Source organism: Variovorax sp. W1I1 (genome assembly GCF_030815625.1).
Taxonomy (GTDB): Bacteria; Pseudomonadota; Gammaproteobacteria; order Burkholderiales; family Burkholderiaceae_C; genus Variovorax; species Variovorax paradoxus_C.
This window is the reverse complement of sequence record NZ_JAUSWZ010000001.1, coordinates 5,707,992-5,720,272: the sequence shown is the minus strand read 5'-3', so window position 1 is coordinate 5,720,272 and position 12,281 is coordinate 5,707,992. Positions and strand designations below refer to the sequence as shown.

General features: G+C 65.8%; 13 protein-coding genes. 11 read left to right on the top strand and 2 right to left on the bottom strand.

The features are described 5' to 3' along the window. Nucleotides 1–65: 65 nt before the first annotated feature. From QFZ83_RS26605 to QFZ83_RS26565, 9 genes are all read left to right on the top strand, one after another. Nucleotides 66–1,007, top strand: a complete 942-nt coding sequence (locus tag QFZ83_RS26605; protein ID WP_307511341.1) for an alpha/beta hydrolase — start codon at nt 66–68, stop codon at nt 1,005–1,007. A 135-nt stretch (nt 1,008–1,142) separates the two neighbouring features. Continuing rightward, nucleotides 1,143–1,988 carry an AraC family transcriptional regulator gene (locus tag QFZ83_RS26600; RefSeq protein WP_307511340.1) on the top strand — a complete coding sequence of 282 codons (846 nt, stop codon included), beginning with the start codon at nt 1,143–1,145 and terminating at the stop codon, nt 1,986–1,988. Between the two features lie 18 nt (nt 1,989–2,006). Continuing rightward, a complete protein-coding gene (locus QFZ83_RS26595; protein ID WP_307511338.1) occupies nt 2,007–2,882 on the top strand; it encodes a branched-chain amino acid ABC transporter permease in 876 nt (291 codons plus the stop codon). A 6-nt stretch (nt 2,883–2,888) separates the two neighbouring features. Further along, entirely contained in the window at nt 2,889–3,965 is a 1,077-nt protein-coding gene (locus tag QFZ83_RS26590; RefSeq protein ID WP_013543968.1) for a branched-chain amino acid ABC transporter permease, read from the top strand. Continuing rightward, nucleotides 3,962–4,789, top strand: a complete 828-nt coding sequence (locus QFZ83_RS26585; protein ID WP_307511336.1) for an ABC transporter ATP-binding protein — start codon at nt 3,962–3,964, stop codon at nt 4,787–4,789. Before QFZ83_RS26590 ends, QFZ83_RS26585 begins: the two co-directional genes overlap by 4 nt. 253 nt (nt 4,790–5,042) lie before the next feature. After that, complete coding sequence (locus QFZ83_RS26580; protein WP_307511334.1) at nt 5,043–5,816, top strand: ABC transporter ATP-binding protein; 774 nt, start codon at nt 5,043–5,045, stop codon at nt 5,814–5,816. 1 nt (nt 5,817) lies between these two features. Continuing rightward, complete coding sequence (locus QFZ83_RS26575; protein ID WP_307511332.1) at nt 5,818–7,698, top strand: long-chain fatty acid--CoA ligase; 1,881 nt, start codon at nt 5,818–5,820, stop codon at nt 7,696–7,698. Nucleotides 7,699–7,738: 40 nt separating this feature from the next. Further along, nucleotides 7,739–8,905 carry an ABC transporter substrate-binding protein gene (locus tag QFZ83_RS26570; protein WP_307511331.1) on the top strand — a complete coding sequence of 389 codons (1,167 nt, stop codon included), beginning with the start codon at nt 7,739–7,741 and terminating at the stop codon, nt 8,903–8,905. Between the two features lie 62 nt (nt 8,906–8,967). After that, entirely contained in the window at nt 8,968–9,429 is a 462-nt protein-coding gene (locus tag QFZ83_RS26565; protein WP_307511330.1) for an EVE domain-containing protein, read from the top strand. 10 nt (nt 9,430–9,439) lie between these two features. Here QFZ83_RS26565 and QFZ83_RS26560 read toward each other — a convergent pair whose 3' ends face one another. Both QFZ83_RS26560 and QFZ83_RS26555 read right to left on the bottom strand, forming a co-directional pair. Continuing rightward, nucleotides 9,440–10,093, bottom strand: coding sequence for a MarC family protein (locus QFZ83_RS26560; protein ID WP_080898413.1), 654 nt, complete (start codon nt 10,091–10,093; stop codon nt 9,440–9,442). A 5-nt stretch (nt 10,094–10,098) separates the two neighbouring features. Further along, nucleotides 10,099–10,845 carry an SDR family oxidoreductase gene (locus QFZ83_RS26555; RefSeq protein ID WP_307511329.1) on the bottom strand — a complete coding sequence of 249 codons (747 nt, stop codon included), beginning with the start codon at nt 10,843–10,845 and terminating at the stop codon, nt 10,099–10,101. 74 nt (nt 10,846–10,919) lie between these two features. Between QFZ83_RS26555 and QFZ83_RS26550 the strand changes: the two genes are divergently transcribed. Continuing rightward, nucleotides 10,920–11,522, top strand: coding sequence for a 2-hydroxychromene-2-carboxylate isomerase (locus tag QFZ83_RS26550; RefSeq protein ID WP_013543960.1), 603 nt, complete (start codon nt 10,920–10,922; stop codon nt 11,520–11,522). 64 nt (nt 11,523–11,586) lie between these two features. Beyond that, nucleotides 11,587–12,270: a dienelactone hydrolase family protein gene (locus QFZ83_RS26545; protein ID WP_307511327.1), complete on the top strand. Its 684-nt coding sequence runs from the start codon at nt 11,587–11,589 to the stop codon at nt 12,268–12,270. The last annotated feature ends 11 nt before the right edge of the window (nt 12,271–12,281 follow it).

The window sequence follows — 12,281 nt, the reverse complement described above, 5'->3', positions numbered from 1 at the left end:
CGGATACCACGCATGCGCGATGCGCTTCACACTGGGAGCCCGCCAGCTCGATCACCGGAGACACCATGCTGCATCCCCAGGCGCGCGCCTTGCTCGACTTCATCGAGGCGCGCGGCATTCCGCCGACCCACACGCTTTCGCCCGCCGATGCGCGAGCCTTCTACCGCGAGCGCCGCGCCGCCACACAGCCGCTGCCGGCTGAAGTGGCCGAGGTGCGCGACCTCGCGGCAGAGGGCCCGCACGGCACCGTCCCGGTGCGCCTCTACCGGCCGCTGGGTTCGGGCGCCGGTCCGCTGCCGGTGCTGGTGTACTACCACGGTGGCGGTTGGGTGATTGGTGATCTCGACACGCACGACGTGCTGTGCCGCGAGCTGGCCAACGGTGCGGGCTGCGCAGTGGTTGCCGTCGACTACCGCATGGGGCCGGAGCACCGCTTTCCCGCCGCAGTCGACGATGTTTTCGCCGCCACGCGCTGGGTGCGCCGCGAAGCTCCGGCCCTGGGGCTCGATGCGAGCCGTCTTGCGGTCGGCGGCGACAGCGCCGGCGGCAACCTCGCGGCCGTGGTGGCGATCGCCGCACGCGATGCGGGCGACCTGCCCATCGCCTTCCAGCTCTTGATCTACCCGGCGACCGACATGCGCCGCGGCCATCCGTCGCACCAGGCGAACGGGCAGGGCTACCTGCTGACCCGCGAGACGATGGCGTACTTCCACGATCACTACATCACCGATGCGAAGCACGACCTCGACTGGCGCGCCTCGCCGCTGCTGCACACCGACCTGTCGAGGCTGCCGCCTGCGCTCGTGATCACCGCCGGCTACGACCCGCTGCGCGACGAGGGGCTCGCGTATGCGGAGGCGCTCACCGCCGCCGGCAACCGCGCGGACTACGTCTGCTTCGAGCGGCAGATCCACGGCTTCATCACGATGGGAAAGGTGCTCGACGAGGCCAACACCGCCGTTGCGCTTTGCGCCACCGAGTTGCATCGCGCGTTCGCGATGAGGTGAGAGCCAAACGAGCGCGGACTAGGGAAAGTCCCCGCGCAAATGCATGCCGCGCCACAGGGTTGCGCCGCTACGATCCAGCCAACACGAAGCCGCCCACCGCAGGGCAGGCCAGACCCGATGCAGGAGACAAACACCATGCAGCGAGCGAGTAATGCGCCCCCGGAAAACGGCGGCGCACGGCAAGGCGAACGCCTCATGTGGCTCACGCCGCAGCGCGTGTTCTACGCCGGCCTGCTCGGTGCGGCGGCCGAACGCACGATGGGCGGGCACGGCGTGTACGTGTCGCCCGCGGGCGTGCCGCCCGCGGGCGTGCCGCCGATCCGCATCCGCATCGGTGGCGGCGCCTGGCAGACGGGCGAACTCATCGTGGTGCCGCCGCAGGTGCCGCACCATGTCGAGAGCCAGCATCCGCTCATCTTCAATCTGCTGATCGAGTCGGAGTCGGTCGATCCTGCGCGCATGCCCGCGTTCATGCAGCACTGCGGGCCGGTCGATGCGCCGGCGTTCGTCAAGCGCGTGCGCGATGCGCATGCGCACCTGTTGGCCGCGTCGGGCCGCGGCACGGATTTCGATGGCTTCGATTTCGATGCGCTCTTCTTCGGCGAGGCGCTTGCGCCGCGTGCGATCGATGCGCGCATCCGCAAGGTCATCGACGCGCTCGTGGCCGACCCGGCCGCATCCGCCTCGGCCGAAGACTGCGCGGCCTCGGTGCATTTGTCGTTCTCGCGCTTCCTGCATCTCTTCAAGCAGGAAACCGGCATGGCGTTCCGCGCCTTCCGCGCCTGGAAGCGCGCGCGCAGCCTGCTGCGCTACGTGCGCCAGACCACCACGCTGACCGACATCGCGCTCGATACCGGCTACCCCGACTCGACGCACTTCAGCCATTCGATCCGCCAGGTCTACGGCCTGAAACCCAGCGACATCCTGGCCGGCTCCCGCCGCCTCGCGCTGCACGACGCGGCCGGCGGCTTCCGGCAGTAGGCGAGACACGGGAGCCCCATGCAGATACTCCAACTCCTGCTGTCGGGCATTGCGCAAGGTTGCATCTATGGGCTGATCGCGCTCGGGTTCGTGCTGATCTACAAGGCCACCGAGACCGTGAGCTTCGCCCAGGGCGACCTGATGATGCTCGGTGCCTTCGGCGCGTTCGCGGGCATGTCGCTCTTCGGCATGCCGTTCTGGCTCGCGGCGATCCTCGCGGTGGTGGCGATGGCGGCCTTCGGCGTGCTGCTGGAGCTGGCGGTGATCCGGCCGATCCTCGGGCAGCCGCAGTTCTCCATCGTGATGCTGACCATCGGCATCGCGTACGTGGCGCGCGGCCTCATCACCATGGTGCCAGGCATCGGCACCGAGACCCACACGCTGCCCGTGCCCTACAAGGACCAGATCTGGAAGCTGGGCGAACTGGTGGTCAACCTCGAACAGCTCGCGATCATCGTCGCCACGGCCATCCTGTGCGCGCTGCTGTTCGCGATGTTCCGCTACAGCAAGCTGGGCATCGCGATGCAGGCCTCGTCGCAGAACCAGCTCGCGGCCTACTACATGGGCATTCCTGTGAAGCGGCTCAACGGGCTGGTGTGGGGGCTGGCGGCTGCGGTCGCGGCCATCGCGGGCATGCTGCTCGCGCCCATCACCTTCGTGCACGCGAACATGGGCTTCATCGGGCTGAAGGGTTTTCCTGCGGCGGTGGTGGGCGGCTTCGGCAGCCTGCCGGGCGCGATCGTCGGCGGGCTGGTGATCGGCATCGTCGAATCGTTCGCGGGGTTCTATCTGCCTGATGGCTTCAAGGACACGGCGCCGTACATCGTGGTGCTGCTGATGCTCATGATCAAGCCCAATGGTCTCTTCGGCGAGAAGCTGCGCAAGAAAGTCTGAACGTTCATGCGCTACATCTTCAAGACCAGCTACGACCAGGACATCCGCCTCGCGCGCCATGGCGGGCATGTGTTCTGGTACGGCTTGCTCATCGCATTTCTCATCGCCGCGCCGTGGGTGATCGAGGAGTACTGGCTCGCGCAACTGACCTTCGTGCTGATCTACGGGATCGTCGGCTTGGGCCTGATGCTGCTGGCGGGCTTCACGGGCCAGTTCTCCATCGGACACGCGGCGTTCCTCGGCGCGGGCGCGTACACGCAGGGCGTGCTGACGAATCTAGGTGTGCCGTTTCCGATTGCCTTGATCGCCGCTGCGGCGTTGTCCGCCGCAGTCGGCGTGGTCGTCGCCTTGCCGGCACTGCGCGTGAAGGGCATCTATCTCGGCATCGCGACGCTGTCGTTCGGCTTCATCGTCGAGGAGGTGTTCGCGCGGTGGGAGAGCGTCACCGGCGGCAACGCGGGGCTGCATGTGAAGTCGCCGCAGCTCTTCGGCTGGTCGCTGGGTTCGGGCGATGGCTTCTATTTCTTGTGCCTGGTGGTGGCGGTGCTCAGCACGCTGGGCATCCTGAACCTGCTGCGTTCGCCGACGGGCCGCGCCTTCGTGGCCATTCGCGATTCCGAAATCTCGGCGCAGAGCATGGGCATCCACCTCGCGCGCTACAAGACGATGTCGTTCGCGATCTCGGCCGCGCTCGCGGGGCTGGGCGGTGCGCTGTATGCGCACAAGCTGAGCTTCATTTCGCCGGACCAGTTCAGCATCCTGCAGTCGATCGACCTGCTGCTGATGGTGGTGATCGGCGGCCTGGGCTCGGTGCACGGCGCGTTCCTCGGCGCGATCTTCCTCATCGCAATGCCGCAGCTGATCTCGATGGGCAAGGACTGGCTGCCCGCAGTGATCGGCCAGGCGCCAGGCTTGCAAGGGCTGGTGTACGGCGTGGTGCTGATCGCGTTCGTGCTGTTCGAGCCGCTCGGGCTCTATGGCCGCTGGCTCAAGATCAGGACGTACCTGCAACTCTTCCCGTTCTACCGCAAGGGCCTGTTCAAGCGGCAGAAGTCGTTCACCAAATCGGACCGGCTGAGATGACGACGAGCAACGGCGACATCCTCCTTTCGGCGAAGGACCTGAGCGTGCGCTTCGGCGGCGTGCTCGCGGTCAACAAGGTGAGCTTCGACGTGCGGCGCGGCGAGGTGTTCACGCTGATCGGACCGAACGGTGCGGGCAAGACGACGGTGTTCAACCTCATCAGCCGCATCTACACGCCGACCACGGGCGAGATCACGTGGCATGGCGAGCCGGTCGGACCGCTCGCGTTGACGCAGCAGGCGCCGCATTCGATTGCCGCGCTCGGCATCGCACGCACTTTCCAGAACATCGAGCTCTTCGAGCATGCGACCGTGCTGCACAACCTGCTGATCGGTCGTCACACGCACCGGCAGACGGGTTTCTGGAGCGAGGTGTTCTTCACGTCCGCCACGCGGCGCGCCGAGATCGCGGCGCGCGAGAAGGCGGAGCAGGTCATCGAGCTGCTCGACCTGCAGCATCACCGCGATTCGATGGTGGCCGGCCTGCCCTACGGCGTTCGCAAGGTGGTGGAACTGGCGCGTGCGCTGTGCACTGAGCCCAAGCTGCTGCTGCTCGACGAGCCATCGTCCGGACTCAATGTCGAAGAGACGGCCGACATGGCGTTCTGGATTCAGGACATCCAGCATGAGCTGGGTGTGTCGGTGTTGATGGTGGAGCACGACATGTCGCTCGTCTCGAAGGTGTCCGACCGCGTGCTCGCGATGAACCAGGGCGAGGTGCTGGCCACCGGGACGCCGCGCGAGGTGCAAGCGGATGAGCGTGTGATCGAGGCTTACCTCGGAACCGTGGATGACGTGAGCAGCTTGAGGAGGGTGGCGGCGTGAATGTCTTGTTCGCTACCTTTGGAGAGGCGCCCGGTATGCGGTGCGGGGCGGTCGCCCCCACTGCGCCGGCCGCTTCGCGGCTCCCCTGCGGTGCTCGCATTTCGCGGGGTCTCGCAGAACTCGCTTCGCTCAAACAGCTGCGAGCCCTGATCCGCGAAACGCTGTGCTCCTCGGCGGCGCAGAGGGGGCGCCCGCCCCGCACCGCACACCGGGCTCCGGGGTGTAGTGATCGCCCGACCTCAGGAGCACACGCATGAGCGACGTCGTTCTGCAACTGCTCAACGTCGAAAGCGCCTACGGCCCGATCAAGGCCATTCGCGGCGTGAGCCTGAAGGTCAAGCAGGGCGAAATCGCCACGGTGCTCGGCTCGAACGGCGCTGGCAAGACAACAATCCTCAAGACCATCTCCGGGATCATCGACCCGAGAAAAGGCAGCATCGAATTCCAGGGCAAGGACATCACCGCCAAGGACCCCGCCTTCATCGTGCAGCAGGGCCTGAGTCACGTGCCCGAGGGCCGCGAGGTGTTCCCGCTGCTATCGGTAAAAGACAACCTGCTGATGGGCGCCTACACCCGCAAGGATCGGGACGGCGTGGCGCGGGACATGGAGACGGTCTACACCTACTTTCCCATCCTGCGAGAGCGTGCCACGCAGGATGCCGGTCTGCTCTCCGGTGGTCAGCAGCAGATGCTCGCGATCTCGCGCGCCATCATGGCCGCGCCGCATCTCATCCTGCTCGATGAACCCAGCCTCGGGCTGAGTCCGAAGCTCACGAAAGAGATCTTCGAGATCGTCGTGCGCATCAACCGCGAGCGCGGCACCACGATCCTGCTGGTCGAGCAGAACGCCAACATGGCACTCAATGCCGCCGACCACGGCTACGTGCTGGAGAACGGCCGCATCGTCATGGAGGACTCCTGCGACCGGCTGCGCGAGAAGGAAGACATCAAGGAGTTCTACCTCGGCGTGAAGGACGACGGCGTGCGCGGCGAGCGGCGCTGGAAAAAGAAGAAGAACTGGAGATGACATGAGCACCCTCGCGTTGCGCGCTCCTGCCGGTCTCTGGGACCTGGCGCATCTTCAGCCCCGGCTCGATGTCGTCGTGCCTGGCGACACCGTTCCGGCCGTGTTCTGGAAGGCGGTGGAACTTCGTGCCGACAAGGTCTGGATGCGTCAGAAGGAGTTCGGCATCTGGCGCACCTGGACCTGGCGCCAGACCGCAGATGCCGTGCGCGAGATCGCGGGAGGCCTGCTGGCGCTGGGGTTCGGGCATGGCGAGTGCGCGTCGATCCTCTCCAACACCGTCATCGAGTGGGTGTTGTGCGATGTGGCCGTGCTCAGTTGCGGCGGCGTGTCGAACGGCATCTACCCGACCGATGCGGCTTCGCAAGTTCACTATCTCTGCGAAGACTCGCGCACCACCGTGCTCTTCGTGGAAGACGATGAGCAGCTGGACAAGGCGCTCGAAGTGCGCGCGCAGTTGCCGCTGCTTCGCAAGATCATCGTGCTCGACATGGAAGGCCTGCGCGACCTCGACGACCCAGGCGTCATCAGCCTCGATGCGCTGCGCGCCCTTGGCCGCGAGCACCTGAAGGCGAACCCGCAAGCGTTGGAACAGCGCATCGCCGCCTGCCGCGCGGAAGACCTCGCGATCCTCGTCTACACCTCCGGCACCACCGGCAAGCCCAAGGGCGCGATGCACAGCCACCGCGGGCTGGTCTACACCATGCGCGGCTACAACACGCTGCTCGCGCAGGGCGAGACGGACGAGCGCATGTGCTTCCTGCCGCTGTGCCACATCGCCGAGCGCATGGGCGGCGAGTACTTCGCGATGTACACCGGCTCCATCCTCAACTTCGTTGAAAACCCCGAGACGGTGCCCGAGAACGTGCGCGAGATTTCGCCCACGGTGTTCACGGCCGTGCCGCGCGTGTGGGAGAAGTTCTATTCGGGCGTGATGATCGCGCTGAAGGAAGCGAGCCGCGTACAGCAGGCCGCCTACGGCTGGAGCATCGGCGTGGGTCAGCAGATCGCCGACCGCGTGCTGCAGGGCAAGCCGATCGGCGCGGGGCTGCGCTTCAAGTTCCGCGTCGCGCGCTGGCTTGCGCTCAACAACGTGCGCAAGCTCATCGGCATCCATCGCGCGCGGTTCCTCGTGACCGGCGCGGCGCCGATTTCTCCCGACCTCGTGCGCTGGTATCTCGCGCTCGGCGTGCCGATGCTGGAGGTGTGGGGCATGACCGAGTCGTGCGGCGCCTCCACCGGCGTGCCGCCGTCGCGCATCGCGCCGGGCTCGATCGGCCCGGCCACCAGCTACAACGAGGTGCGGCTCGATCCCGAAACCGGCGAGATCCTGGTGCGCGGCCCCAATGTCTTCATGGGTTACCTCAACCTGCCGGAGAAGACGGCCGAGACGATCGATGCCGACGGCTGGCTGCACACGGGCGATGTGGGGCTGGTCGACGCGAAAGGGTATTTCCGCATCACCGACCGCATGAAGGACATCATCATCACGGCAGGTGGAAAGAACATCACGCCGAGCGAGCTGGAGAACGAACTCAAGTTCAGCCCCTATGTCACCGACGCGGTGGTGATCGGCGACAAGAAACCCTACCTGACGGTGATCGTGATGATCGATCAGGAGAACGTCGAGAAGTTTGCGCAGGACAACGACGTGCCGTTCAGCAACTACGAAAGCCTGACGCGCGCGCAGGAGGTGCTGGACCTGATCCAGGGCGAGGTCGACCGCGTCAACGCGAAGTTCGCGCGCGTGGAGCAGATCAAGAAGTTCTTCCTGCTCGAGACGCAGCTGAGCGCCGAGGACGAAGAGCTCACGCCGACGATGAAGCTCAAGCGCAAGCTGGTGCAGACGAAGTACGCAGACCGCATCGAGGCGATGTACCGCTGATCTGCGAACGTTTTTTGTGTCAACCCGAGGAGACAACCGCATGAAGCTCAAGACAGTGACGATGTTGGCCGTGCTGGGCCTTATCGCGACGCTCGCGTCCGCGCAGCAGCAACAGGGCGTGAGCAAGGACGAGATCCGGATCGGCACGATCCAGGACCTGTCGGGTCCGCTCGCGGGCTTCGGCAAGCAGGCGCGCAACGGCATGCAGCTGCGCGTGGACGAACTCAACGAGCAGGGCAACGTCAACGGCCGCAAGCTCAAGCTCTTTGTCGAGGACTCGGGCTATGACCCGAAGAAGGCGGTGCTGGCCGCGCAGAAGCTGGTGAACCAGGAAAAGATATTCATCATGGCCGGCCACATCGGCACGGCGCAGAACATGGCGGCGATGCCGGTGCAGTTCGACAAGAACATCGTCAACTACATGCCGATCACCGCGGCGCGAGAAATGTACGAGCCGCTGAACCGGCTGAAGTACTCGTTCGCGGCCACCTACTACGACCAGATCCGCTTGGCACTGCCCAAGATGATCAAGGACAAGGGCGCCAAGAAGGTCTGCACGATCTACCAGGACGACGAGTTCGGGCTCGAGGTGCAGCGGGGCGCGGAGGCGGGGCTGAAGGCCGCGGGCATGGAACTCGCCGAGAAGACCTCGTTCAAGCGCGGCGCCACCGACTTCAGCTCGCAGGTCGCGAAGATGAAGGCGGCGAACTGCGACCTCGTGGTGCTGGGCACGATCATTCGCGAGACCATCGGCACGGTGGGGGAGTCGCGCAAGACAGGTTTCAACCCGACCTTCCTCGGTTCGAGCGCGGCGTATACCGACCTCATTCACAAGCTGGGTGGCAAGGCGATGGACGGCGTCTACGCCACGATGACGGTGCAGAACCCCTACACCGACGAGCAATCGCAGCCGCTGCGCTTCTGGGCCAACAAGTACAAGACCAAGTTCAACGAAGACCCGACGGTGTTCTCGGTGTACGGCTACGTGATCATCGATTCGTTCATTAAGGCGGCGACCAAGGCGGGCCCGAACCTCACGACCGACAGCTTCATCAAGGCGATGGACAGCATCACTTTCGAGCCCGACATGTTCGGCAGCCCGAAGAGCAGTTACACCGCCACCAAGCGCCTGGGCAACGAGCAGTCGCGGCTGTCGCAGATCAAGGATGGCAAGTGGGTCGTGGTCTCTGACTACGTGACGCCGTAGGCCCTCGCGCAGCATCGGGGCGGGCGGCTATATTTCGCGAAAACCAACTTTCGCGAGACGCCATGCCCCAGTACTGGTTGATGAAATCCGAGCCCGACGAAGTCTCTATCGACGACGCGCTCGCCGCGCCCGATGCCACCGTCGCGTGGACGGGTGTGCGCAACTACCAGGCGCGCAACTTCATGCGCGACGGCATGAAGGTCGGCGACGGCGTGCTGTTCTATCACTCGAGCTGCCCCGAGCCGGGCATCGCCGGCATCGCGCGCGTGGCCTCGGGCATCAAGCCCGATCCAACGCAGTTCGATGCGAAGTCGCCCTACTACGACGCGGGCGCGAAGAAGGAAGACCCGCGCTGGCTGCTGGTGGATGTGCAGGCGGTGCGCAAGACCCGGCTGCTGGCCTTGCCCGAATTGCGCGCGAAACCCGAATTGGCTGACCTGATCATCCTGCGCAAGGGCAACCGGCTGTCGATCACGCCGGTGGAGCCGGCGCACTGGAAGGTCATCGAGAAGATGCTGGCCTGAGCCTCCGCGGTCAGGCGACTTTCGACAGGATCGGGAACAGCTTGCCGAGCCCGTCAGCCATCACCTCGACGGCCAGCGCCGCGAGGATCAGGCCCATCAGCCGCGTCATGATGTTGATGCCCGTCTTGCCGAGCACGCGCGCGATCGGCTGCGCGAGCGAGAAGGCCAGCGCAGTTGCCAGCGCGACCACCACGCCGTAGCCGACGAGCACCGCGAGCTCCCACAGGTGCTGCGCCTTGTCGGCGTAAATCACCACGGTGGAAATGGTCGCCGGGCCGGTCAGCAACGGAATCGTGAGCGGCACCACCGCGATGGAGGCGCCCATCGAGGCCTTCACCTCGGTGGCGCGCAATTCCTCGACGTTGGTCTTGCTCTCTGCCGGCTTGGCGTTCAGCATCGAGAGCGAACTCATCAGCAGCAGCAGGCCGCCGCCGACCTGGAAGCTCGCGATCGAGATGCCGAAGAACGACAGCAATTGCAACCCCAGCAACGCGCTCACCGCGATGACCACGAACGCACTGAACGCCGACATGCGCACCGTGTGCCGGCGCTGCGCGTCGCTGTAGCCCTGCGTGTAGTGGATGAAGAAGGGCACGATGGCCAGTGGGTTGACGATCGCCACCAGCGTGACCAGCGGCTTGATGAGATCCATCGAGGTGCTCATGAGGGCTACCTTCCGCCGGTCACGTCGAGCAGGGCCATGGTGGTGTAGCTCGCCTCGTCGGACAGCAGCCACAGGATGGCGCCGGCGATTTCCTCGGGGCTGCCGGTGCGCTTCATCGGCACGGTGGGCGCGAGCTCGGCGGCGCGGTCGGGCATGCCGCCTGAGGCGTGGATCTCGGTGTCGATGAGCCCAGGGCGCACCGCGTTGACGCGGATGCCCTCGTCGCCCACTTCCTTGGCCAGCCCGATGGTGAGGGTGTCGATGGCGGCCTTGCTGGCTGCGTAGTCGACGTACTGGCCCGGCGACCCCAGGCGCGCGGCGCCGCTGGAGATGTTGACGATGGCGCCGCCCGTGCCACCGTGCTTCGTACTCATGCGGCGAACGGCTTCGCGCGCGCATACAAAGCTGCCAATCACGTTGATGCGGAACATGCGTTCCAGCCGCGCCACGCTCATCTCGTCGACACGCGCCTGCATGTCCACCACGCCGGCGTTGTTGACCAATGCGGTGAGGCGGCCGAGCTTGGCGTCGACCTTCTCGAACATCGCGATCACCTGGCCCTCGTCACCCACATCGGCCTGCACGGCGATGGCGGTGCCGCCGCCCTCGCGGATGGTGCGCACCACCTCGTCGGCCGCCAGCGAGTTGCTGGCGTAGTTGACGGCCACCGCGTAGCCGCGCCGTGCGGCGAGCAGGGCGGTGGCGGCGCCGATGCCGCGTCCGCCGCCGGTGATGAGTAGCACTGGATTCAAAACCTACCTCCTGCAGAGAAACTGCGTGTCAGTTAAAACCGTCGGCTTGGATTACATCATTCGAGGGCTGGCGTATGAGCACGAAAACGGTTGACTACTACTTTGCGCCCCAGAGCCCGTGGACTTATCTGGGTCATACCCGGTTCGCGGAGATTGCCGCCGCCGCGGGCGCCACGGTACGGGTGCGGCCCATCGACATGGGGAGCGTGTTCCCGGTGTCCGGCGGGCTGCCTCTGGGCAAGCGGGCGCCGCAGCGGCAGGCCTACCGGCTGGTGGAGATGGCGCGGTTCTCGCAGCACCTTGGCCTGCCGATGAACACCAAGCCCAAGTTTTTCCCGGTGGCCGGCGACGATGCGGCGCGGATCATCATCGCGGTCGATATCCACGACGGCACCGAGGCTGCGATGCGCGTCTGCGCGGCGGTGTTCGCTGCGGTGTGGGTGCAGGAGCGGAACATCGGCGACCCGAACGTGCTCGAAGCGCTGGTCGTCGAATGCGGCCTGCCCGCCAAGCGCTCGGAGCAATCGCAAAGCCAGGCGGTGCAGGAGCGCTACGAGGCCTACACGCAGGAGGCCATCGACATCCAGGTGTTCGGCGCGCCGAGCTATGTGATCGATGGCGAGATTTTCTGGGGGCAGGACCGGCTCGATTTCGTCGAGCGGGCGCTGCGCCAGTGACGGCGACAACAGCGTCCCTCTTTTTTTTCTTCTTCATTCAATTGCCATCAGGAGCATGACAAACATGGGTCAATTCATCGATCTCACAGCCAAGGACGGCTTCAGCTTTCCCGCCTACGTGGCTGAACCCGCGGGCAAGCCGCGCGGCGCGGTGGTCGTGGTGCAGGAAATCTTCGGGGTGAACTCGCACATCCGCTCGGTGGCCGACGGCTATGCGGCCGAGGGGTATCTCGCTGTGGCGCCGGCGACCTTCCAGCGCGTGAAGCCCGGCGTCGAGCTGGGCTACAGCGACGAGGACATGAAGGAGGGCTCCGCCCTGAAGGCGGCGGTCGAGGCGCTGCCCGCGCCCGGCGTGCTGCAGGATGTCGAGGCAGCCATCGCCTACGCATCGAAGGCCGGCAAGGTCGGCATCGTGGGCTACTGCTGGGGCGGTTTGCTGACCTGGCGCGCGGCCAGCCTGCTGCCGGGCCTGGCGGCGGCGGCGCCGTACTACGGCGGCGGTATGACCATGCCCGAAGAAGCCGCCCGCCAGCCCAAGGTGCCGGTGCTGGCGCACTTCGGCAACCAGGACCACTGGATTCCGCTGGACACCGTCGAGAGCTTCAAGAAGGCGCATCCCGAGGTGGAAGTGCATGTCTATCCGGTCGGCCACGGTTTCAATTGCGACCAGCGCGGCTCGTACGACGCGGATGCCGCCAAGCTGGCGCGCGAACGCACGCTGGCGTTCTTCGCGAAGCACGTCGGCTGACCTGCGGGTCG